At 66.5% G+C, this 24,118-nt stretch carries 14 protein-coding genes and 1 riboswitch; of the genes, 6 read left to right on the top strand and 8 right to left on the bottom strand.

Annotated features, from left to right (window positions below; translation table 11 throughout):
* Positions 1-17 precede the first annotated feature (17 nt).
* The 5 genes from cobO to LDB29_RS24165 all read right to left on the bottom strand — a co-directional run bounded on the left by cobO (position 18) and on the right by LDB29_RS24165 (position 7,896).
* Positions 18-623, bottom strand: a complete 606-nt coding sequence (gene cobO, locus LDB29_RS24185; protein ID WP_025546651.1) for a cob(I)yrinic acid a,c-diamide adenosyltransferase — start codon at positions 621-623, stop codon at positions 18-20.
* The gene (gene cobN, locus LDB29_RS24180) at positions 620-4,399 is read right to left on the bottom strand and encodes a cobaltochelatase subunit CobN (protein ID WP_137709031.1); all 3,780 of its coding nucleotides are present in this window, start codon (positions 4,397-4,399) and stop codon (positions 620-622) included. The genes cobO and cobN overlap by 4 nt, the downstream gene beginning before the upstream one ends.
* Positions 4,399-5,439 (bottom strand): cobalamin biosynthesis protein CobW, encoded by a 1,041-nt coding sequence (gene cobW, locus LDB29_RS24175; RefSeq protein WP_257557281.1) that lies wholly within the window; start codon positions 5,437-5,439, stop codon positions 4,399-4,401. The genes cobN and cobW overlap by 1 nt, the downstream gene beginning before the upstream one ends.
* Positions 5,436-6,527 carry a HoxN/HupN/NixA family nickel/cobalt transporter gene (locus tag LDB29_RS24170; protein ID WP_025546657.1) on the bottom strand — a complete coding sequence of 364 codons (1,092 nt, stop codon included), beginning with the start codon at positions 6,525-6,527 and terminating at the stop codon, positions 5,436-5,438. Before LDB29_RS24170 ends, cobW begins: the two co-directional genes overlap by 4 nt.
* Positions 6,528-6,680: 153 nt before the next feature.
* Positions 6,681-6,910: riboswitch (cobalamin riboswitch) on the bottom strand.
* Between the two features lie 92 nt (positions 6,911-7,002).
* The gene (locus LDB29_RS24165; RefSeq protein ID WP_044660793.1) at positions 7,003-7,896 is read right to left on the bottom strand and encodes a LysR substrate-binding domain-containing protein; all 894 of its coding nucleotides are present in this window, start codon (positions 7,894-7,896) and stop codon (positions 7,003-7,005) included.
* A 395-nt stretch (positions 7,897-8,291) separates the two neighbouring features.
* On the opposite strand from LDB29_RS24165, the gene LDB29_RS24160 reads away from it, so the two are divergent.
* Genes LDB29_RS24160 through LDB29_RS24150 form a run of 3 tightly spaced genes read left to right on the top strand, consistent with a single transcriptional unit; the run spans position 8,292 to position 14,056 of the window.
* Complete coding sequence (locus tag LDB29_RS24160) at positions 8,292-11,486, top strand: efflux RND transporter permease subunit (protein ID WP_025546661.1); 3,195 nt, start codon at positions 8,292-8,294, stop codon at positions 11,484-11,486.
* The gene (locus LDB29_RS24155; RefSeq protein ID WP_137709029.1) at positions 11,479-12,672 is read left to right on the top strand and encodes an efflux RND transporter periplasmic adaptor subunit; all 1,194 of its coding nucleotides are present in this window, start codon (positions 11,479-11,481) and stop codon (positions 12,670-12,672) included. Before LDB29_RS24160 ends, LDB29_RS24155 begins: the two co-directional genes overlap by 8 nt.
* A complete protein-coding gene (locus LDB29_RS24150) occupies positions 12,662-14,056 on the top strand; it encodes an efflux transporter outer membrane subunit (RefSeq protein WP_025546663.1) in 1,395 nt (464 codons plus the stop codon). Before LDB29_RS24155 ends, LDB29_RS24150 begins: the two co-directional genes overlap by 11 nt.
* 66 nt (positions 14,057-14,122) lie before the next feature.
* Here LDB29_RS24150 and LDB29_RS24145 read toward each other — a convergent pair whose 3' ends face one another.
* The 3 genes from LDB29_RS24145 to LDB29_RS24135 all read right to left on the bottom strand — a co-directional run bounded on the left by LDB29_RS24145 (position 14,123) and on the right by LDB29_RS24135 (position 17,870).
* Positions 14,123-14,365: a hypothetical protein gene (locus tag LDB29_RS24145; protein WP_025546665.1), complete on the bottom strand. Its 243-nt coding sequence runs from the start codon at positions 14,363-14,365 to the stop codon at positions 14,123-14,125.
* A gap of 24 nt (positions 14,366-14,389) precedes the next feature.
* Positions 14,390-15,313, bottom strand: a complete 924-nt coding sequence (locus LDB29_RS24140; protein ID WP_065846930.1) for a formylglycine-generating enzyme family protein — start codon at positions 15,311-15,313, stop codon at positions 14,390-14,392.
* Between the two features lie 127 nt (positions 15,314-15,440).
* Positions 15,441-17,870, bottom strand: a complete 2,430-nt coding sequence (locus LDB29_RS24135; RefSeq protein ID WP_137709028.1) for a TonB-dependent receptor — start codon at positions 17,868-17,870, stop codon at positions 15,441-15,443.
* A gap of 361 nt (positions 17,871-18,231) precedes the next feature.
* Here LDB29_RS24135 and LDB29_RS24130 point away from each other — a divergent pair, with 361 nt between their 5' ends.
* From LDB29_RS24130 to LDB29_RS24120, 3 genes are read left to right on the top strand one after another with little or no spacing between them, the layout of a single operon-like run.
* The gene (locus LDB29_RS24130) at positions 18,232-21,303 is read left to right on the top strand and encodes a CHAT domain-containing tetratricopeptide repeat protein (RefSeq protein ID WP_306812582.1); all 3,072 of its coding nucleotides are present in this window, start codon (positions 18,232-18,234) and stop codon (positions 21,301-21,303) included.
* 5 nt (positions 21,304-21,308) lie between these two features.
* Positions 21,309-23,348, top strand: a complete 2,040-nt coding sequence (locus tag LDB29_RS24125) for an adenylate/guanylate cyclase domain-containing protein (protein ID WP_137709026.1) — start codon at positions 21,309-21,311, stop codon at positions 23,346-23,348.
* Positions 23,335-24,084 (top strand): hypothetical protein, encoded by a 750-nt coding sequence (locus tag LDB29_RS24120; protein WP_130029996.1) that lies wholly within the window; start codon positions 23,335-23,337, stop codon positions 24,082-24,084. The genes LDB29_RS24125 and LDB29_RS24120 overlap by 14 nt, the downstream gene beginning before the upstream one ends.
* Positions 24,085-24,118 lie beyond the last annotated feature (34 nt).

The following is a 24,118-nucleotide window of genomic DNA, read 5'->3' as shown; positions in this document are numbered from 1 at the left end:
GTCGAAGGCGGTGTGTGTCAGAATTCGATTCCCGGCTGGGCCTTCACGCCGCTGCGGAAGGGATGTTTGACGAGGGTCATTTCAGTGACGAGATCGGCCGCCTCTATCAGCGCCTCGGGCGCGTTGCGGCCTGTGACGATGACATGCTTCATTTCGCCCCTGGCGGTCACGGCCTCCAGCACCTCTTCGACCGGAAGATAGTCGTAGCGCAGGACGATGTTGAGTTCATCGGCAAGGACCATGTCATAGGCCGGATCGGCGATCATGCGTTTCACCTCATCCCATGCTTCGCGTGCAAGGGCAATGTCCCGCGTCCGGTCCTGCGTGTTCCAGGTGAAGCCTTCGCCCATCGGCTTGAATTCGACATTGTCGGGGAATGCATCGAACACCCGTTTTTCTCCGGTGGTCATCGCGCCCTTCACGAACTGCACGACGCCCACCTTCCTGCCATGGCCGATGGCGCGGACCACCATGCCGAGCGCGGCGGTCGTCTTGCCCTTGCCCTTGCCGGTGTGGACGATCAGCAGGCCCTTTTCCTGCGTCTTGGTCGCCATGATCCTGTCATGGGCGGCCTGTTTCTTCTTCATCTTTTCGGCATGCTGTTCGGGCGTGCGTTCGATCATTGCGGGGCATCCTTGAGTTGGGAGAGAAGCATGGCGGCGCTGTTCGACCGGGGTTTCCAAAGGGCGCGGTCCAGCGCTTCGTGGAGGCGGGCGGCGGTCTCCCGCAGGGCGGCCGGATTGGCTTCCGCCATGAAGGCGCGAACCGCCTCATCCTCGATGAAGGCGGCGTGGACCGCGTCGAAATGATGGTCCTTCACCGCATGGGTGGTCGCGGCGAAGGCGAAGAGATAGTCGACGGAGGCCGCGATCTCGAACGCGCCCTTGTAGCCGTGGCGCATCATGCCCGCGATCCATTTGGGGTTGGCGACGCGGGCGCGGACGATGCGGCCGATCTCGTCCTCCAGCGTGCGGATGACGGGACGTTCGGGACGGCTGTGGTCGTTATGATAGCTGAGCGGCCTCCTGCCGGAGAGATGCTCGACCGCGGCGGCGATGCCGCCCTCGAACTGGTAGTAATCGTCGCTGTCGAGCAGGTCGTGCTCGCGATTGTCCTGATTCTGGATCAGCGCGTCGGCTTCGGTCAGGCGCTGCGCGAAGAGGCCGCGTTCGCTGTCGCCTTCCACCCCGCCGCCATAGGCATAGCTGCCCCAGTCGAGATAGACATTGGCAAGGTCCGACCGGTCGTGCCAGATCTTCTCGTCGATCATCGCCTGGAGGCCGGCGCCATAGGCGCCCGGTTTCGAACCGAAGACGCGGCTTCCCGCGCGGCGCCGCGCGGCCTTTTCCGGCGTGCCCTGCGCGATCAGCGCGGCGGTTTCGATGCGGTGGCGGGCGGCGGCCGGATTGTCCTCGTCCGGCTCGTCCAGCGCCATGACGGCGCGGGCGGCGCTGTCGAGCAGGTCGATCTGTTCCGGGAAGGCGTCGCGGAAGAAGCCGGACACGCGGAAGGTGACGTCGACGCGGGGGCGGTTCAGTTCCGCGATCTTCATGACCTCAAAACCGATGACCCGGCCCGAAGCCCAGTCCCAGCGGGGCCGGACGCCCATCAGGGCCAGCGCCTGCGCTATGTCGTCGCCGCCGGTCCGCATATTGGCGGTGCCCCAGGCGGAAAGGGCGATGGCGCGGGGATAGTCGCCCTCGCGCTGGAGATAGTCCTGCACGATGAGATCGGCGGAGCGCTGCCCGAGATTCCATGCCGCCACCGTGGGCACGGCCCTGGTGTCGACCGAATAGAAATTGCGCCCGGTGGGGAGGACGTCGGGGCGACCCCTGGTGGGCGCTCCGGAAGGGCCCGGGGCGACGAAATCGCCGTTGAGGGCTTTGAGGAGTGCGGCTTTTTCGGCCTCTCCGCAGCCATCGACGCGCGGGGCGAGATCGGTTTCGATAGCCTTGAGAACCGCAGCGCTCCGTGGACCGGGAGCGCCTTTCCGGCAACTGCCGTCATCCCCGCACGCGCGGGAATGACGATGTTCCAACTCATCGAGCAGGCGGATGGCGTGAAGTTCCAGCCGTTCCACCGTGTCGCCCGTGCTGCGCCAAGGTGCTCCTGTCAGGCTTTGCAGCGCTTCCGGCCGGGGTCCGGCCCAGGGCGCGCCCATCGTGCAGTCGAGCGGGTCGAGATCCAGCCCAAGATCATCCGCCAGCGCACGGAGCAGGGACTGCTGGCCGGCATCGTCCATACCCCTTGGGCAGCGGGCAAGGGCCATGAGTAGGTCGCGGCGAAGCGAACCCTTCGGGCTTTGCGTGAAAACGTGCAGCCCGTCGCGTATCTGCATTTCCTTGAGTTCGCACAGATAGTTGTCGATCGCTGCTAAAGCTTCGTCTCCGCTTCCCTGCGCGCCTGAATCCTTGTCCAGCCCTTGCGAGGCGGCGAGGGCCAGAATGTCCTTGCGCAGCGTTTCCAGCCGGCGTGGGTCCATGCCGGCGGCGAGATAATATTCGTCGACCAGAGCCTCCAGTTCCTTGAGCGGGCCGTAGCTCTCGGCGCGGGTCAATGGCGGCGTCAGATGGTCGACGATGCAGGCGCCGATGCGACGCTTGGCCTGGGTGCCTTCGCCGGGATCGTTGACGATGAACGGATAGATTTGCGGGATCGGCCCGGCGCAGATTTCCGGAAAGCAGTTTTCGGACAGCGCGATCGCCTTGCCCGGCAGCCATTCGAGATTGCCGTGCTTGCCGACATGGACGACGGCATGGGCGCCGAAATCGCCGGCCAGCCAGATATGGAAGGCGAGATAGGCATGGGGCGGGGGCAGCGCCGGGTCGTGATAGCTGCTCTTGGGATCGACATGATAACCGCGCGACGGCTGCACGGCGACCGCGATCCGGCCGAAGCGGTGCACCGGCAGATGGAAGGCGCCATCGCGGAAGAAAGGATCGGTTTCGGGCGCGCCCCAGCGGCATTGGACCGCTTCGCGGACCCCTTGGGGCAGCGTGGCGAAGACTGCGTCATAGGCCTGGAGCGAGAGGGTGATTTCACCCGGACGGTCCGGCGCGGCATTGGTGATGCCACCTGTCATGCGCTGCATCAGCGCGGCGCCGTCGGTGGGCGCATCATCCGTTCCGTAGCCTGCTTCCGCCAGGGCCTTCAGAATGGCGGCGGCACTGGCGGGCGTATCGAGGCCGACGCCATTGCCGATGCGGCCATCCCTGTTGGGATAGTTGGCGAGGATGAGCGCGACGCGACGTTCCTCCACTCGCGTTCTACGGAGTTTAGCCCAATTTGCAGTAAGTTGGGATACGAAGCTGACACGATCTTCCAGTATCTGGGGCACGACGATGCTGCATTCCGTGCGGGCATCGAACCGTGCCGCGGCCTTGAAGGCGACCGCGCGGGTGAAGAGGCGGCCGTCCACCTCCGGCAGCGCGACATGCATGGCGAGGTCGCGGGGGCCAAGCCCGCGGGCGCTCGACTCCCAGGCGCTCTGTTCGGCGCTGGCGAAGATCGTCTGGAGGATCGCGCAATCCGCCTGTTCGAGGATGGAGGGCGTGCGCGGCTCGCCCGGCGCGCTGGCGGCAAAGGCGGTGGCGTTGAGGATGACGTCCGGCGGCGCCTCCGCCATCAGCCCTTGCAGGAAGTCCCGGGCGAAAGGTTCGCGCAAGGCGCGCACATGGACGGGAAGGACGTTGAGGCCCGCCGTCTCCAATCCCGCGACCATGCGGTCCACGGCGTCCAGTGTGCCCGCGATCAGCAGCGTGCGGTAGAAGAGGAAGAGGGCTGTCGGCTGCCCTGCCTTCCATCCGCTCCTGACCTGATCCAGCGTGGGTCGATCCACGCCGGGCAAATAGAGGCCCGCGTCGGCCACCGGAACGGGCGCATCGGGAACGCCCGCATCGAAGCCGGCAAGGCGGGCGGCGTTGCGCAGGAAGGCGATGGCGTTGGCAATGCCGCCCTGCCGCAGATAGTCGCGCAGGAGATCGCAGCTCTCCGCCGTGACGGTCGATGCGGCGCGCAAAGCGGGGTCATCTTCTCGCCCATCGGCGATCGCCGCAAAGGCTATGCCCTTTTTCCGGGCGATATTTGCAATCTCATCAATGCCATAGGGCCAATAGCTCTTGCCGCCCAGCAGGATGACGCAGACGAATTTGGCGTGGGCGACGACCTTTTCGACATACAGATCGACGGAATAGGGGTGCTTGAGCTGGAGGAGATTGGCCAGCCGGATTTCGGGCGCCGCCCTGCCCAGTTCCTGCCCCAGAACATGGGCTGCGCTCGCGAAACAGGCAAGTTCGCTGTCCGCCACGGTCAGCAGCACGATGTCGCCCGGCGACTGGCCGAGGTCGATGGCTTCGTCGCCGTTGGAGACGGTGCCGGGCGTGGCGGTCAGCAGATGCATCAGGCAGCGGCCATCTGCGCGCCGAGCGCGGCCTCTATGGCGGCGCGGTCCATGCCGCTCTGGCCGATCACCACCAGGCGGGAGCGGCGCGGTTCGTCGGCCTGCCAGTGCCGGTCATAATGATGCTGGATGCGGGGGCCGACGGCTTGCAGCACGAGGCGGGCGGGGCGCCCTTCTATGGCGAGGAAGCCCTTCACGCGCAGGATGTCATGCACGGCGATGCTCTCCGCCAGCGCCGCCAACAGCGGCTCCGGACCGGAAAGTTCGCCCAGGTCGACGATGAAGCTCTCGAAATCGTCATGGTCGTGATCCTCCCCATCGTCATGGTGCGAGGGACGGGCATCGATCCCGTCCTCCACCCCGGCGCCGAGGCCGAGCAATATGGCCGGTTCGATCTCTCCCCTCGCCGTGCGGAGGATGCGGACGCCGGGGCGGATTTCCTGGGCCAGTTCCTGCTCCAGCACGGCCAGCCGGTCCACGGCGACCAGATCGGTCTTGTTGAGCAGGACAAGGTCGGCGCAGGCAAGCTGGTCCTCGAACAGTTCCTCGATGGGGCTGTCATGATCCAGCGTCGGGTCGGCCGCGCGGGCGGCGGCGAGCGCCGCCTCGTCATGGGCGAAGCGACCCGCCGCCAGCGCGTCGGCGTCGATCAGGGCGATCACTCCGTCGACCGTGGCGCGCGTGCGGATGTCGGGCCATTGGAAGGCCTTCACCAGCGGCTTGGGCAGGGCAAGGCCGCTGGTCTCGATGATGATGTGATCGGGCGGGGTGGGCCGGTCGAGCAGCTTTTGCATGGTCGGCAGGAAATCGTCGGCCACGGTGCAGCAGATGCAGCCATTGGCCAGTTCGATGATGTCCTTGTCGGGGCAGGCTTCGTCGCCGCAGCCCCGCACCAGCGCGCCGTCGACGCCCACGTCCCCGAATTCGTTGATGATGAGGGCGAGGCGGCGGCCGCCCGCATGTTCGATGAGGTGACGGATCAGCGTGGTCTTGCCGGCGCCGAGAAAGCCAGTGATGACGGTGGCGGGAACCTTTTTCATGCGGGATTTCCTTGCGGTTGGTGGCTGGGGATGGGAGCGACTTCGATCTCGTCGAAGCCTTTCCAGCGATAGATGGCCCAGCTCAGCAGCCAGCAGGCGGCGAACAGGCCGATGATGATGAAGCCGAGGCTGTTGAAATGCTCGCCAAGGTCGGCGGCAAGGGTCCAGACGCCGCCGCTGAGGCCGAGCTTGTCGCCCAGCAGGGCCGCTGCCTCGATCCCGCCGATGAGCAGCGCGACCAGCGCCGACACCAGCGTGATGGTGATATTGTAGTAGAGCTTGCGGATCGGCTTCACGAACGCCCACTGATAGGCGCCCATCATCAGGGCACCGTCCGCCGTGTCGATCAGCGCCATGCCCGCCGCGAAGAGCAGGGGAAAGATGAGGACGGTCGCAACCGAAAGGCCGCTGGCGGCCTGACCGGCGGACAGGCCCAGAATGGCGACTTCGGTTGCGGTATCGAAGCCCAGACCGAAGAGGAAGCCGAGCGGAGCCATGTGCCAGCTTCGCGTCACCAGCCGGAAAAGCGGGCGGAAGAGGCGTGCGAGCAAACCCCGATTGCCAAGCAATATGTCCATATCTTCATCGACATAGGCTCCACCCTTTCGAACATGGTTGAACGTCCTGAGAACTGATCGGAGGATGATCAGGTTCATCGCCGCGATGGCGAAGAGGAAGGTCGCCGACACCATTGTCGCGATGGTGCCGCCGATGGCTCCCGCCGCTTCCACCCGGCTCAGCGCACTGGCGGCGACAGCGATGGCGACGGCGGCGATCAGGACGATGCCGCTATGGCCGATGGCGAACCAGAAGCCGACGGTCAGGGGCCGCTGGCCGTCCTGCATCAGCTTGCGGGTCACATTGTCGATGGCGGCGATATGATCGGCGTCCACGGCATGGCGGAGGCCCAGGCTCCAGGCCAGCAACGCCGTGCCCAGCATGACCGGATCGCCCGCGAAGATCGTGAAGGCCGCGATCCAGGCCGTCAGATTGGCGGCGATGAGCCCGGCGAACATGCCGGTCGCGCGGCGGCGAAGACGGCTGGCCGGCGCCCCGGGCGATTCCGGCTCATGGGTCGATATGCTCATAGGGTCGGTACCCCGTCGGCGTCTGCGAAACCGGACGGGAGCCGCCTTCATGCCGGACGGACGCTCTTGCGCCCGGCATGCCGACAGCAGCTCCCGCTGCGTGAAGCGTCGCTCAGACGGAGGACCGTGCCGTGGCCATCCCCTGGACCAAGGCAAGAGCGACCAGACGCAGGCAGGTTTCCTGGCTCGCGGGTCATAGCTTGGCGCATGGCCTTCCCAGGCCTCGCATGATTTAGCGTCCGGCCCAGTGGCTGATCCTCCGGCGCTTCCGGGGGATCGCTATGCGTCTCGCTCGCCGCTTACAGTTGCAGGGACAGCCGCGGATTCATCACCGCATTCCCTATTAAGCCCCTTGGGAGGGCACCGGCGCGATCATGAAGGTCGGTCGAAACCACCCTTCGGCGGCCATGCATAGAGGCTGGAACAGGGAATGGGAAGAGGAGGCTTGAGCAGAAGATGTTTCCTCAATTAACTCCTACAAATGACGTTCTTCCAGCAGGGTCTTCAGAAAGGCCTGGCCGGTCGGTGACAGATCCTCATGATGGATCAGCCAGAGCGCGCTCATGACCGGCACGTCGAAGGGGCGGTTGATCACATTGTCGACGTGCAGCCGCGCCATCGACCCGGCAATCACCGTGGGGCCGAAGCCGGCCGCGACAAGGCCCAGCAGGGTCGCGAGGCTGCGGGCTTCATGCGAGATTTTCGGGACGAACCCTGCTTCCGCGCACAGGGCCTGGAAATGCTCCGTGAACCCTGTCCCATTGGGCGCGCCATAGAGCACCAGCGGCTCGTCGGAAAGGTCAGCGATGCGCGGCGGGGCAGGGCGCAGCGCCAGCGGATGATCGGCGCGCAGGGCCAGCACCATCTCTTCCTTGAGTAGGCATCGGGACAGCATGCCTTCGGGCAGCGCCGGCGCCTCGAAATTACGCACGATGCCAAGGTCGAGCTGACGGCTCGCCACACTCTCCACCTGCTCGTCGCGGCCTTGTTCGCGCAGGATCAGTTCGACATCGGGATAGGTCTGGCGGAAGCGGTAGAGCGCCCGCGCCACCGGAGGCACGAAGGGGCCGGAAGTGGTGAAGCCCAGCCCCAGCCGCCCGATCTCCGCCCTTTGGGCCATGCGCGCGATCTGTGCGGCGCGGTCCGCCTGGGCAAGGGTCCGGCGTGCTTCAGGCTCGAACAGCCGGCCGGCCTCCGTCAATCGCACCCTGCGGCTGGTGCGGTCGAACAGGCGGACGCCCAGTTCCTCCTCCAGAGCACGGATCTGCTGGCTGAGCGGCGGCTGCGATATGCCGAGGCGCAGCGCGGCGCGGCCGAAATGCATCTCCTCAGCGACGCACAGAAAATAGCGGAGATGGCGAAGGTCCATGGATCATGTCGCTCAACATATCGATCATGCCATATTATATATTAGACGCAGAATGTCCAAGGGCGCATGGGCGGCTTCGAATGTGGCGGCGTCTCCCGGCTGGCCGGCGGAGGTGCGCGGGCTATGCCCCCTCATTGCCGCAGCACTCCGCCATGGCCGGGGATGCCGTCGCATTCTAGGATGTGTGGAAATTCGCTTCGCCCCGAACGAAGTCCCCACGCGTCTTGGAGCATTTCCGCGCTGGCCGCCTTTCTGGCGACGGCCGGAAATGCGGCAAACGATATGCGCATTTCCTGGCGCGCTTCGTCTTTGGTATCAGGCGGCGAAAATATCTGGAGAGGTTGTATCGTCATGTGCGGCGGGGATCGTCCGGCGGCGCATCCGTGGAGTCGTGAATGATCGGTATCGTCAAGGTTGCCCTGCATCGTCCGCTCACCTTCATCGTGATGGCGATCCTGATCGCGATCGCGGGGGTGCTGGCGGCAGCGCGAACGCCGGTCGACATCTTTCCCAATATCCGCATTCCCGTGGTGGCGGTCGCCTGGCAATATGCGGGCCTGTCGCCGGAGGACATGGCCAACCGCATCGTCAATCCCTATGAGCGCGTGCTGACCACCACGGTCAACGACATCGAACATATCGAGAGCCAGTCGCTTCAGGGCATCGGCATCATCAAAATCTATTTCCAGCCGGGCGCCGACATCCGCACCGCGACCGCGCAGGTGACGTCGGTGTCGCAGACCGTGTTGCGCCAGATGCCGCCGGGGATCACGCCGCCGCTTGTCCTGAATTACAGCGCGTCGACCGTGCCGATCCTCCAGCTCGCCCTGTCGGGCAAGGGGCTGTCGGAACAGCAGCTGTTCGACATGGGGATGAACCAGGTCCGCCCGCCGCTGATCACGGTGCCCGGCCTTGCCATGCCTTTCCCCTCGGGCGGCAAGCAGCGGCAGGTGCAGATCGACCTCAATCCGCTGGCGCTTCAGTCCAAGGGGCTGTCGGCGCAGGATGTGGGTGCGGCGATCGCGGCGCAGAACCAGATCAATCCGGCCGGTTTCGTCAAGATCGGGGAAACCCAGTACAGCGTGAAGCTGAACAATGCGCCTTCCTCCATAGAGGCCCTGAACGACCTGCCCGTCAAGGTGGTCAACGGCGCGACCATCACGATGCGCGATGTCGCGCATGTCCGCGACGGCAGCGGGCCGCAGCAGAATATCGTGCATGTCGAGGGCAGCCGGTCCGTGCTGCTGACCATCCTCAAGAACGGCGCCACCTCCACCCTGGCGATCGTGGACGGCGTCAAGGAAAAGCTGCCCCAGATCGCGGCGGGCCTGCCGGACAGCCTGAAGATATTGCCCATCGGCGACCAGTCGCTGTTCGTGAAGGCGGCGGTGGAAGGCGTCATTCACGAAGGCGCCATCGCGGCGGCGCTGACATCCCTGATGATCCTGCTGTTCCTGGGCTCCTGGCGCTCGACGGTGATCATCGCGCTGTCGATCCCGCTTGCGATCTTGGCGGCGGTCGCGGCGCTTGCAGCCTTCGGCCAGACGCTGAACGTCATGACGCTGGGCGGGCTGGCGCTGGCGGTCGGCATATTGGTCGACGACGCCACCGTGACCATAGAGAATATCAACTGGCATCTGGAGCAGGGCAAGGGCGTGATCGAGGCGATACTGGACGGCGCGGCGCAGATCGTGACGCCCGCCTTCGTGTCGCTGCTGTGCATCTGCATCGTGTTCGTGCCGATGTTCTTCCTGCCGGGGGTCGCCGGATTCCTGTTCGTGCCGATGGCGCTTTCCGTCGTGTTCGCGATGATCGCATCCTTCATCCTGTCGCGGACGCTGGTGCCGACCATGGCCATGTATCTGCTACGGCCTCATGTCGAACAGGGCGACGCGCATATGGCCGGAGCGCCTGCCTCGCGCAATCCGCTGGTCCGCTTCCAGCGCGGGTTCGAACGGCGCTTCGAAAGGATAAGGCGCGGCTATGTCGGGCTGCTGCACCGGGCGCTGAATGCGCGCAAGCCCTTCCTGCTCGGCTTCATGGCCGTCGTTCTGCTGTCTTTCGGGCTGTTGCCGATGCTGGGCAGCAACTTCTTCCCCTCGGTCGATTCAGGGCAGATCGCGATGCATGTGCGCGTGCCGGTGGGTGCCCGGATCGAAGACAGCGCCGCCCGCTTCGACCGCATCGCGCGGGAAGTCCGCTCACTGATCCCCGCGAAGGAACTCGCCTCCATCACGGACAATATCGGCCTGCCGGTCAGCGGCATCAACGCCATCTACAATAATAGCGGCACCATCGGCCCGCAGGATGGCGACATGCTGATCGCGCTGACCAAAGGTCATCGGCCGACGGACGAGATCGTCGCCACCCTGCGGCGGGAGCTGCCGCGCCGCTTCCCCGGCACCGGCTTCGCCTTCCTGCCGGCCGACATCACCAGCCAGATCCTGAACTTCGGCGCGCCCGCGCCCATCGACGTGCAGATCGCGGGCAAGAACGCCGCCGGCAATCGCGCCTATGCGCAGAAGCTGCTGGCGAAGATGGCCACCATTTCGGGACTGGCCGACGCCCGCATCCAGCAGCCGGCGCGCTCGCCGCAGCTCGATGTCGAGGTCGACCGCTCGCGCGTCGGGCAATATGGCCTGTCGGAGCGGGACGTGACGACCAGCCTGGCAAGCCAGCTTGCAGGCACGTCGCAGACCGCGCCCGTCTTCTTCGTGAACCCGGAAAACGGCGTGCAATATCCGGTCGTGGCGCAGGCGCCGGAATATCTGGTGGGCTCCATGAGCGACCTTAGCAATGTGCCGGTGTCGGGCAGCGCGGCAAGCGCCTCGGTTCAGCCGCTGGGCGGGCTGGCCACGATCAAGCGGTCCAACACCGTGCCCATCGTCAGTCACTATGACATTGCGCCCGTGCTGGACATCTTCGCGACGACGCAGGGGCGTGACCTGGGTGCGGTCGCCCGGGATGTGCAGCGGGCGATCCGGTCGCTGGAGAAGGAACTGCCCAAGGGGACGACCGTCACCATCCGCGGCCAATATGCGACGATGAACACGGCCTTTTCCGGGCTGGGATGGGGGCTAGCCGGGGCCATCGTGCTGATCTACCTGCTGATCGTCGTCAACTTCCAGAGCTGGGTCGATCCCTTCGTGATCATCACGGCCCTGCCGGCGGCGCTGGCGGGAATCGTTTGGATGCTGTTCACCACCGGTACGACGCTGTCCGTGCCCGCGCTGACGGGCGCGATCATGTGCATGGGCGTGGCGACCGCCAACTCCATCCTGGTCGTCAGCTTCGCGCGGGAGAAGCTCGCTGAACTGGGCGACGCCGGCAAGGCCGCGCTGGAGGCGGGGATGGTCCGGTTCCGACCGGTGCTGATGACCGCCCTTGCGATGATCATCGGCATGGGCCCGATGGCGCTGGGCCTGGGCGACGGCGGCGAGCAGAATGCGCCGCTGGGCCGGGCGGTCATCGGCGGCCTGATCTGCGCGACGGTCGCCACCCTGTTCTTCGTTCCCACCATATTCGCCTTCGTCCATCGCAAGCATGGGCAAAAGGCGCCTTCCCTGGAAATGCAGCCGAGCCATGTCTGAGCACAACCCCATCGAAAATCCCGAGGCGCAAGGACCCGATAGCCGCACGTTGAAGCGGGTAGGGATCGGCGCGGCGGTCGTCGCGGTCGCCATCGTCGGCATCGGCGTGGCGTCGCGGATCAGCGCGACCAATGAACTGAGGCAGGTCGCTGCCGACGCATCCATTCCCACCGTCTCGGTGGTGACGCCGTCCGCCGGTGGCGAAGGCGACGCATTGGTGCTGCCGGGCAATGTCCAGGCCTATAACAGCGCGGCGATCTTTGCCCGGACCAATGGCTATGTGCGGCGGTGGCTGGCCGATATAGGCGATCATGTCGGGGCCGGGCAGCCGCTCGCCATATTGGACGCGCCGGAGGTGGACCAGCAGCTCGCACAGGCGCAGGCCGATTATCAGACCGCGCTCGCCAATGAACGGCTGGCCGCCACCACGTCGAAGCGCTGGGCCTCCATGCTCGCGCAGGACGCCGTCTCGCGGCAGGAGGCGGATGAGAAGGCCGGCGATCTTGCCGCGCGCAGGGCCCTGTCCAATGCGGCGCTCGCCAATGTGAAGCGCTTGCAGGCCTTGCAGGGCTTCACCCGTCTGTCCGCGCCGTTCAGCGGTGTCGTGACGAGCCGGTCGGCGCAGATCGGCGCTCTGGTGGTGGCGGGCAATGCGGCGGCCCAGCCCTTGTTCACCGTGTCCGACACGCATCGCATGCGTATCTATGTGCGGGTGCCGCAAGGCTATTCGGCGGCCATCAGGCCGGGAATGGCGGCGACGCTGACCCTGCCGGAATATCCCGGGCGCAGCTTCGACGCGATCCTGACCAGCAGTTCGGGCGCCGTCGATGCCCAGTCGGGCGCGGTGCTGGTGCAATTGCAGGCGGACAATCGCGACGGGGCGCTGAAGCCGGGCGCCTATGCGCAGGTCCGCTTCAAGGTGCCGGCGGGATCGGGCAATGGCGCGACCCTGCCGGGCAGCGCGATCCTCTACGGCAATGACGGGCCGACCGTGGCGGTGGTGGGCCGGGACGACCGCGTGACCGTCAAGCCCGTCACGATCGCGCGGGACGAAGGCAATGTGGTGCTGCTGTCGGGTGGCGTCCTGCCGACCGACCGGGTCATCGACACGCCGCCCGATGCGATCCGCAGCGGCGACAAGGTGCATGTCCAGGCCGCCGCCAAGGGTGCTGCCCATGGGGGTTGATCGCCGGGCGGCGGCCCTGTTGCTGGCAGGGCTGGCGGGATGCTCGATGGCGCCAGCCTACCGGCCGCCTGCAACCGCCGTGCCGCAGGCGTTCAAGGAGGCTGAGGGTTGGACGGCGGCGACGCCGATGGACCAGGCGTCGCGCGGCAAATGGTGGGAGGCCTTTGGCGATCCCGTGCTGAACGATCTGGAGGCGCGGGCGGAGCAGGCCAGTCCGACGCTGGCGGCCGCCCTTGCGCGCTATGACCAGGCGCGGGCGGCGGCGCGGATCGAGAGGGCGGACCTGTTCCCGCAGGTGAATGCAGGGGGCGATGCCAGCCGTCAGAGGCTGTCTGGAAGGCGTTTCGGCGGCAATGGAACGGCGCCGACCTATGATGATTTTTCGGTGGGGGCCACGCTGGACTATGAACTCGACCTCTGGGGCCGCATCCGCAACGGCGTGAGGGCGGCGCGGGCGGATGCGCAGGCCAGCGAGGCCGATCTGGCCTCCGCGCGGCTCAGCCTTCAGGCGGCGGTGGCGGACGCCTATGCGCGGTTGCGCGGGCTGGACGCAGAGGCGGAATTGCTGCGCCAGACGGTGGAGGCATTCGGCAAGGCCTATCGACTGACGGCAACGCGGCATGATGGCGGCATCGCCTCCGGGATCGACGTCAACCGCGCCAAGACCGTGCTGGATAATGCGCGGGCGCAGATTTCCGCCGTCGCCAACGAGCGGGCGGCGACCGAGCATGAGATCGCTGCGCTGGTCGGGGCGGTGGCGTCCGACTTCTCCGTCCCGGTGCGGGTGCAGCCTCTCGGCGCGCCTCCATTGCCGGCGGGCGCGCCTTCGGAGCTGTTGCAGCGGCGGCCGGATATTGCGGCGGCGGAGCGGCGGATGTTTGCGGCCAATGCACGGATCGGCGTGGCGAGGGCGGCCTTTTTCCCGACGCTGACCCTGGGGCTGTCCGGCGGGTATCAAACGACGCATGGCGAGTTGTTCAGCAAGCCCAGCAGTTTCTGGGGGTTGGGACCGGCTTCGGCGGTGCTGGCGCTGTTCGACGGCGGTCGGCGGAGGGCCGGGGTGAAGATGTCCCGCGCGGAATATGAAGAGGTGAGCGCGGGCTATCGGGAGACGGTGCTGGGGGCGTTCCGGCAGGTAGAGGATGCGATCGCCGCGAACCGGCATCTGGCCGATCAGGCGGTGAACCAGCGCAGCGCGGCCGCGGCGGCAGGGCGGACGAGTGAGCTGGCGCTGACCCGCTATCGGGATGGGGCGTCGGACTATCTGGAGGTGGTGACGGCGCAGACGGACGCGCTGGAGGCGCAGCGCGCGCTGCTGTCGGTGGAGACGCAGCGGATGCGGGCGAGCGTTGCGTTGGTCAAGGCATTGGGCGGCGCGGTCTGAAATCCCGGAAACGCTGGATGCTCCCGCCTGCGCAGGAGCATGGTCCTTGTCAAATCCGGCGCAAATTCAATGCACCTCCGCCTTCATCCGCTCGACCAGCTTTTCGATCTCCCAGGGTTCCAGCACCCAGGTCCGCGTCTTGCGGCCTTCGCGATGGACGGGCTGGGTCAGCAGGATGCGCGCCTGTTCCTTCGCATGGGGTTTGAAGATCGCGAAATGCTGGGCGCAATCACGGATCGTGCCGATGATCGGCGCCTTGCCGTCCAGGTCGATCATGGTGGCGGGCTGGTCCCAGGGCATGTTGAGCATGACGTCTTTTCCGTTCTTGGATAATCAGGGCCGCGGCTCGCGGACGATGCAGCGAAAGCCGATATGGCTGGTGGAACTGTCCACCGCCTGAGGGTGTCGGGCGGCGGGGCGATAGCGCTGGCAATAGCTGGGCGCGCAGAGATGGGAACCGCCCTTCAGCACTTTTCGCGGGATCGGCACATGCGGATTGGCGGGGTCCAGGCTTTCCCGCTTCGCGCCGCCGCGCGGGTTCGCCGGAACGCAACAACTTCCCTTCGCCTTGCGCTCGACCCTGGGTGGGGCATACCAGTCGGCGGTCCATTCCCAGACATTGCCGATCATGTCGTAGAGCCCATAGCCATTGGGCGCATAGGTCCGGACCGGGGAGGTCCGTTCATAGCCGTCCTCCAGCAGATTGCTGTAGGGGAACATGCCCTGCCAGTAATTGGCCAGCATCGCTCCGCCCGGCGCAAGCTCGTCGCCCCAGCCATAGTCCGCGCCGTCCAGCCCGCCGCGCGCCGCGAATTCCCATTCCGCCTCGGTCGGCAGCGCCTTGCCTGCCCAGCGGGCATAGGCCTCCGCATCCTGGAAGACGATGTGGACGACCGGATGATCCCAAAGCTCGTCCAGATTGCTGTCAGGGCCATGGGGGTGACGCCAGTCGGTGCCGAAGCTGAACTGCCACCATTGGCTGAAGTCGCCCAGGTCCACCGGCGTCGCCGTGCGCTGGAACAGCAGCGATCCGGCACGCGCCATTTCAGGCGCCATGCCGGGATAATCCTTGGGGTCCGGCGCGGTCTCCGCGGCGGTGCGATAGCCGGTGGCTTCCACGAACTGCGCGAACTGCCGGTTGGTGACGGGCGTCTCGTCCATCCAGAAGCCGTCCACGCGGACCTGCCGGACCGGCGCTTCCTCCGGATAGAAACGGTCCGAGCCCATGGCGAAGGCGCCGCCCTCGATAAAGCGCATTCCCTGCGCAACGACAGTCCCGGTCTCGATCACCCGGCGACCATAGCGGCGGATCGGCCGGCTGTATCGCCCAAAAACAAGGACGCCGGAAGCGGCTTCGCTTCCGGCGTCCCGGGTGGAGGCGGTTCTAGAAGTCCTTGCGGACAGTCACGCCGATCTTGCGCGGGGTGCCGATATTATAGCCCAGCCGTCCCCGGCCGCCGCGCTCCCGGTCCAGCGAGTAAAGCGCATTCTCGTCGAACAGATTGTTGACGTAGAGCGTGACCGACAGGCCGCTGTTCCAGCTAATGCCGGTCGACAGGTTGACCAGATTATAGGCGCCGAGCTTGTAGGAGCCGAAGTCGAAGGCGCCGGTGCCATAGGCGCCCGTGGCCGGATCATAATAGATGGAATTGGGGAAGCTGCCCGCGCCCGGTTCCTGATCGGCAAGCTGGGTATAGCGGTCGCCCACATGCTGGAAGCTGGCGGTGAAGGACCAGTCGGTTTCCGGCGCGACTTCCGCCGTATAGGTTGCCGCCGCCGCCATCTGGAACTTCGGCACGGTGGGCAGGCGGTTGCCCTTGCGGATGCCGGCGATGATCGCGCCGCCCGCGTCGGTGACGTTGCTGTCGATTTCCGAGTCGATGTAGCTGCCGCTCAGCGACAGGTCGAGATTGGGGGAGACGCGGGCGCTCAGTTCCGCTTCCAGGCCCGCCGTATGCGCCTTCGGCACGTTGAAGAGGATGCGCGAGGAGCAGCTTCCCGCATCCGCCGTGACCTGAAGATTCTTGATGTCGTTGTAGAACACCGCCGCGTTGAAGGTGACGCCGCCGCCCGACGCCTTCACCCCGGCTTCATAGTTCCACAGCGTTTCGTCGTCGAAGGTCGGCCGGTTGCCGTAGGTGGCCGCATCCGGCCCGGTCGCGCCGCCGCTGCAAAGTGGCAGGTTCAATGGGTCGTTGACGCCGCCCAGACGGAAGCCCTTCGACGCCTGGACGTTGAAGGTCAGGTCGCGATTGGCCTCATAGCTGGCGATGAAGCGCGGCGAGAAACCGGTCGATCCGGTCTTGTCGTCTATGCGGTTGTCGCCATTGGAGAACAGGCCGCCGGTCTTGAAGTCACGCGTTTCCTTGAAGTCGTAATAGCGGCCGCCTGCCGTCAGCTTGAACTGGCCGATCTTGTAGCTCGCCTCGCCAAAGGCGGCATATTGCTTGATGATGTATGGAATGTCGGCGTTATAGGGAGAATTGAGCGGGAAACCGTTCGCGGCTCCAGCCGAAGTTCCCGCGCCCAGAGTGGCATCGACGATGGCGTCATAGCCGGGCGTCGGCAGGCGTTGCTCATATGTCCGGTCCACATGGCTGTAGAAGCCGCCCAATACCCATTGGAACGGACTGTCGCCCGTTGAGGCAAGGCGCAGTTCCTGCGTCCATTGCTTGAGTTTGGTCGTGTCGCGCAGATTGGAGGGCAGATTGGCGAGAACGGGCGCGACTCCCAGCGACTGAACGAAGGGCGTGACGGACACCGATCCGGTCAGCGCCGACGCATCGCGGCTGACGAGGATGTCGCGATGGATATAGGTGGTGATCGAGGTCAGCGCGATGTCCGATCCCACATCGATGTTCGCCGTCAGGTCCGCCAGCGTGGTCTTGTCGCGGAACTCCTCGCGCAGCTTCAGATATTGGGTGCGCTCGGGCAGGATGTCGAGCGGACTGATCAGCTCGTTATAATAGAGATGATAGCTGTCCTCCCGGTTGAAGCCGTTGGTCTTGATGTCCTGATAGATGATGCGCGGCGTCAGCTTGATGCCCGGCGCGGGTTCCCAGAGCAGGCTGAGGCGCCCGCCATAACGGCGCCCGTCATTGACGTTCTTGCCCGCGGCCGGGCCGATCGCGTCGATGAAGCCCGCATAATGTTCCGCATAGCCGACCGCGCGAATCGCCGCCGTCTCCCCCAGGGGCAGATTGATCGCGCCCTTGCCCGAATAGCCGACATCGCCGCCCTTCAGGACATTGACGCCGCCCTCCACCGTCCCTTCGGTCTGGCCGAGCTTCGGCTGCTTGGTGATGTAGCGGACGGTGCCGCCCTCCGAGCCCGATCCGAACAGCGTGCCCTGCGGTCCGCGCAGCGTTTCCACGCGATCGAGGTCGAACAGGTCGAAATCAGGCGTGAACAGCGACATGGAGATCACGGATTCGTCCAGATAGACGCCGACCTGTTCCTTGACGCCCGGCTGGTCGCGGACCACCTGGCCCGCCGATACGCCACGCACCGACACCTGGCTTTGGCCGGGCCCGAGATTCTGGACGGTCAGCCCCGCGACGCTCCGCGACACATCCTCGATCGAGGTGGCGCCCATGCGCTGCATGGCTTCGGCGGTCTGCGCGTTGATGGAAAAGGGAACATTCTGGATCGATTCATTGCGTTTGGTCGCAGTGACGATGATCTCATTGCCTGACCAGTCGGACGAACTGTCGGTCGCTTGCGCAAGCGCAGCAGTAGAAAGGCCTGACAGGGCCAGAACAAGGCATGATGCGGACAAACGCAATACGGATTCATGGCGGGGAAATCTTGTCATATCATCCTCCCTGTAGTGAACATGCAATTATGGTTATTGTGGACGCCGGCTGTTCAACTTCGATCATCCATGAATATTGGGTTGAGACAATCTAGATCAGGCCTTTCCCATGATGCAATGAAAATTGCGCTGGAAAGATTGATTCTTGCTCAACTGTCACATCCCTGCCTCACTCCTTGGAACGAGGCGGCGAACAGGGCCTTGCCCGGTGCCTTTCGCCTTGCGGCGCACCATCGGGCGGCGTTATGACGGCCCGATCATGCTAAGGGGGGCCTTGCACGGACATATCCGGCGGGGTTTGGGGGACAAGCCTTTGAGCGATTTGGGGAAGTTGGTTCGCGGGCCTGCCATGTGGGCCGCCTTGAGTCTGTCTGTGGCGGCACATGCCCAGGCAGCGGGCGACCGTCCGCTGTTGAGAGACAGCTTCCGCATCGGCAGCGAGGGCGGCGCGCTGTGCCAGGCGCAGAGCGCCACCGGCGATCCCGCGGCGCGAACCATGTTCGATCGCGCATGGACGCTGGTGTGCCGGGATGCTGCGCGCCCGGTGGGACAGATATATGCGCTGCGGCGCGGTTCGGGCGATGGGGACGCAAGCTTGCTGGACCGGCTGGCGTCGTCGCGCAAGATGGCGGTCGAGTGCAATGCCCCCGGCGGCGTCAGCCTGCCCGGCATGGGGGCGGCGCTCATGCGCAACTGCACGGGCGCAGTCGGTGCCTATCGCATATTGACTGTCGAGCGCAGCAAGACGGTCTATGTCGCCCAGGGCTATGCAGCCTATACAAGCGCCCTGGATCTGGGGCTGCGCTCCGTCATGGCAGGGCGGATCGTGCCGGGCAAGGTCGACATTGCGACGGTGGGGACGAACGATGCGGGTTACGCCCGCTTGCAGGCCGCGACGCTGGACCCGCAGACCGTGCTGGCCGAGGGCTACCGGCGCAATGCGTCGGGCAATTATGCCGAAGCGGCGGAGTTTTTCGACAGCCTGACCGACCGGCTGGCGCGCGATCCCGATGCGGCGAAGCTGACGCCGGCGGAGCGGGCGAACCGGGCGCATGAATATCTGGTCAATCGCGGCCTGCAATTGTCCAATCTGGGGCTGTTCGATCAGGCCGACGCGGCCTTCGCGGAAGCCCGCGGGATCACGACCGCCGATGCGGTGCAAATCCGCCTGCGCCGCAATTTCGAGGCCATGCACCATATCAACCGGCAGGATACGGCCGGCGCGTTGGCGATACTGGACCGTCCCCTGGCTGGCAGCGTTGCGACCGTGGCGGCAGACGGAAACGGCGGGGTTTCCGTGCCGCCCGAGGTGGCCGCCGAAATGAGCAGCGGGGCGATGCAGGCCCGCGCGCTCGGCGTGCGGCAGGACAATAGGCTGACGCCGGTCGAGCGGGCGGCGATCATCGACGCGCAGGCGCAGCAGTTGCGCGGAACGATCCTGCGCCTGTCGGGCCAGCCGGGACCGGCTCGGGACGTGCTGTCGAAGGCGATGGCGCGCGCGGTTGCGATCCGCGACGGGCGGGTCACGTCGATCACGCGCCTGCGCGCCCAGCTTCTGGGCGAGATCGCACTGACCTACGAAGCGCAGGGGGATTATGGGCAGGCTGAGCGTCAGCTGAATCAGGCGCTGACCCTGCTGGGCGCGCAATATCCCGAAACGGTGGCGCTGAACGGCGCAAGGGCGCGGCTGGGGGCGTTCCTCATCCGGCGTGGCCGCAATGAGGATGCGCTGACAATCTATCGCGGCATCGTCGCCTCCACCATGGAGAATCGCGCCACGCTGACCGGCATGGCGAACCAGCTCCAGCCTTATTTCAACCTGTTGACGCGGGAAATTCCCACGCGACCGGAACTGACCGCCGATCTGTTCGCGGCGTCGCAGATGCTGCTGCGGCCCGGCGCTGCCGATACGCTGGAGCAATTGAGCCGCGAGCTGTCCGCCGGGGATGGAGAGGCGGCGCGGCTGTTCCGGCAGTCGGTCTCCCTCTCGCGCGACATAGAGCGCGGACGGATCGCGCTTGCGCAATTGCAGCAGGCGGCGGAGCGGCAGGAGGCGCTGTTGCCCGACATGGCGCGGGCGCAGGCCGACATCGACCAACTCGCGGCCGATCAGGCCAATACGCTGTCCTCGCTGGCGGCTTATCCCCAATATCGCGCCCTCAGCCCGCAGGGGCTGACGCTGGCCGAAATGCAGGCGACGCTGAAGCCTGGGGAGGGCTATTACAAGCTGGCGCAACTGGGCGACGCGCTGTACGCGCTGTGGATCGACGGCGCGGGGGCAACCGGATACCGGCTCACGGCAAGCGCGACGGACGTGGCTCGCAAGGTGGCGGCGCTGCGCGAGACGATCTCCATCGACGTGAACGGCGCACAGACCACCTATGCGCTGGACCTGCCGGTGGCGCGCAGCCTCTATCTCGACCTGTTCGGGCCGGTGGAGCAGCGGCTGGCGGCGGCGCGGCACCTGATCTTCGAACCGGACGGAGCGATGCTGCAACTGCCGGTCAATCTGCTGGTCGCGGGGCAGGCGGGCGTTAATGCCTATGAAGCGCGGGTGGCCCGCGGGGGCGACGAGTTCGACTTTCGCGGCGTCGAATGGCTGGGGCGCGACCATGCGGTGAGCACGGCCCTGTCGGCCCGCGCCTTTCGCGATGCGCGGGCGGCTGCGCCCTCCGGCGCGGCGCAGAACTATATCGGCTTTGGCGACAATGCGCCGCTGGCAGGGGCGGTGCTGGCCGCCTCCAGCCGCGGGAGCCTGTCCAACGGGACGGGGGACGATTGCGGTTGGTCGCCACAGCAGTGGAACCGGCCGATTCCGGCCACCGAGCTGCGGGAAGCGGCGCAGGCCATTGGCGGGCAGGGCAGCGAACTGATCACCGGCGCGGCCTTCACTGACGAAGCGGTGATGGCGCGCGGCGATCTCGACCGCTTTCGCATCCTGCACTTCGCGACCCATGGGCTGGTGACGCCGCCCCATCCGGGATGCCCGGCCCGGCCCGCCCTGCTCACCAGTTTCGCGCCGGACGGCAAATCGGACGGGCTGTTGCAGTTCAGCGAGATTTTCGACCTGCGGCTGAATGCCGATCTGGTCGTGCTGTCGGCTTGCGACACTGCAGGCGCGGCGGGGGTGGAAACGACGCGGGCGGCCGGGCTTTCCGGCGGCGGCGGGGCGCTGGACGGGCTGGTGCGCGCCTTCATCGGCGCGGGGAGCCGCGCCGTCATCGCCAGCCACTGGCCGGCGCCGGAGGATTATCGCGCGACCGAAAGGCTGATGGGCGGCCTGTTCGCGGCCGGGGCGGACCAGCCTGTGGCCGACGCGCTGCGGGCGGCGCAGATCAGGCTGATGGACGATCCGGAGACGTCGCATCCTTTCTACTGGTCCGGCTTTGCCATCATCGGTGACGGCGCGCGTCCGCTGATCGCGCGCCGCTGATCGCCATGCCGACGCGGGGCCTGCTGCGCCGCGGTGCGCGACTGGTGCGGGACACGGGCCGCTGGCGGTTGGTGGCGACCGGCGCGCTGCTGCTGCTGGCGCTGTTCCTGGCCGGTTGGGACTGGAACAGGCCGCTCGGCAGCGGCGCGGCGCGGGAAATACCGACCGCCGACGCGGAAAGGGGCCTTTACGACTGGCGAGCCGCCACCTTCGCACCGCGGGTCGCGCAGGACCAGCGCATCCTGATGGTGGTCTATGACGACCAGACGCTGATCGCCACGCGCAAGCGGTCGCCGCTGGACCGGGGTCTGCTGGCGCGGGCGCTCCGCAACATGGATGCCATGGGGGCCAAATCGATCGGCATCGACATCCTGTTCGACCAGCCGCAGGACGAGGATGGCGAACTGCTTTCCGTCCTGCGGTCTATGCACACGCCTGTCTGGCTGGGCTACGCCAATCTGGGCGACAATCAGGAACAGATCATCTTCGAGCAACAGCAATTTCTGGATCGCTTCGTGCGGGCGGCGCGGACGGCGAAAGTCCGCCCGGCCAGCATCCGGCTGGAGACCGATGCCGACAATGTGGCGCGAAGCTGGCCCGTTCCCACGCCGGGCCAACCGCCCCTGCTGACGCTGGCGATGCAGCCCTCGCCATCCTTTCGCGACTATCGCGGCGCGATCCGATTCCGTTTGCCGGTCAGGCAGGCGGACGGATCGGAGGAGCCGGTGATCCCCAGCCTCCAGATCGACACCCTGGCCGATCCCGCCATGGCCCCGGCGCTCGCCGCCATGGTGCGTGGACGGCATGTGCTGATCGGCGGCGACATCGTCGACATCGACCAGTTCGAGACGCCATTGTCGGGGCGGCAAGCCCGGTCGACCATGATCGGGCTGGAAGTGCATGCGACGATGTTGGCGCAATTGCTGGATGGCGCGCGCTTGGTCGCGGTGCCGGAGGGGTGGCGCTGGGCGGCCGCGCTGCTGGTGATCTGTGCGGCGGGGCTCACCAGCCTGGCGGAATTGCGCTGGTTCGCGCTGGTTCCCGCGCTGGGGGTGCAGGCGGGAGCGATTGCGGGTGTGCCGCTCTGGTTGCAGGCGCGGGGGTGGGACACCAAGGGACTGCCGGCCGTCGGCTGGGTGCTGGGATGGGTGCTGGCCTTCACCGCCATCGGAGTGGCGGCGCGGGCCGTCACCTCGCAACAGCGGCGCTTCGCCCAGGCTGCGCTCGGCAAATATCTGCCCCGCGACATCGCCGCGCAGATATTGGCGGAGCCGGAGAAGCTGGCGCTGCATGGTGAAAAGCGGCAGATTTTCACCCTGTTCACCGATCTGGAGGGCTTCACCAAGCTTAGCCACGCCATCGCGCCGGAAATGGTCGCCCAATTGCTGAACCGCTATCTCGACATGCTGAGCGACGTGGTGCTGGCCCATGGCGGGACCATAGACAAATTCGTCGGCGACGCGGTGGTGGCCTTTTGGGGGGCGCCCATCGCGCGGCCCGACGACGGGCGCAACGCCGCGCTCGCCGCCTATGCGATGTGGCAGGCGGGGGAGGCTTTTCGCCGCGACCTGCCGCCGGGCGTGCCGCCGATCGGGCGAACCCGCGTCGGGCTGCACCATGGCGAAGCGATCGTCGGCAATTTCGGGGGTGAGGGGCGCATCCAATATACTGCGCTGGGGGACAGCATGAACACGGCGTCCCGGCTGGAAGCGGCGAACAAGGCACTGGAAACCACTGTGCTGGTAAGCCGGGACGCGATGCTGCTGTCGGGGCTGGACTGGTGGCGGCCGATGGGACGGGTGCGGCTGCGCGGACGCTCGACCCCCGTCGACCTGTTCGAGCCCGCGCCTGAATTTCCGGTGGAGGACCGGGCGGCGTTGGCCGAGATACTGGCGGCGTTCGACGGCGAGGATGCCGTAGCGCAAAGCGCCGCGCGAGAACGTCTCAAAGCGATGGTTAACCATCATCCCGATGATGCGGCCATCGCCAATCTGCTATATCGTTATGAATATGTCGGGGAAGGAGGAAGCTATGGTCTGGGGTAAGCTTGCCGCGCAATGCGCATTGGCCGGATGTGTCGCCGCCGGGCTGGGTGCGCAGGCCGCGGCGGAGACCATGGTGGTCCGCGCTACCGGTCCATCGGCCGCGACCTACAGGCCGGGAAGCAAGCTGGCCGATGGCGGGTCGCTGGTGCTGAAGGCGGGCGATGTGGTGACGCTGCTGGACGCAAGGGGCACGCGGACGCTGCGCGGGCCGGGAAGCTTCCATGCGGCCGCCGCCGCCAGCGCAGCGCCGGCCAATGGCGTGATGCTCTCCGCCCTGCTGGATACGAAGCGGGTGCGGCGGGCGCGAACCGGGGCGGTGCGCGGCGGCGTCGGTGAAGCGCCGGCCACGCCGCCCCGTCGGCCCAATCTCTGGATGGTGGACATCGCGCAGTCCGGAACGCTCTGCATCGCCGATCCCGCCGCCGTGCGCCTGTGGCGCGTGGACGCGGCAAGGCCCGCGACCGTGCGCATCAGCGGCGGGGGCGTGCAGGCGACGGCGAGTTTCGGGACGGGCGAATCGATCGCCGCCTGGCCGGTCGCCGCGCCGGTGCGGGACGGCGCGGCCTATCGCCTGACCGATGGCTCCCGCGCCGCCGATGTCCGCTTCGCACTGCTCGATCCTGCATCTTCGGGGCTGGACGGCATGGCATCGGGCCTGATCGCGCATCAATGCACGGCGCAGCTCGACCTGCTGGTGGAGACGGCGGCGCTGTCGGACGGCGCTGCGCGGAATTGATTGTCGCGGGGCGCGGCCGCTGTTAACCGGCGGC

The sequence above is a fragment of the Sphingobium sp. CFD-2 genome, assembly GCF_024611135.1.
Lineage (GTDB): Bacteria > Pseudomonadota > Alphaproteobacteria > Sphingomonadales > Sphingomonadaceae > Sphingobium > Sphingobium fuliginis.
This window is presented reverse-complemented; position numbering and strand designations above follow the sequence as displayed.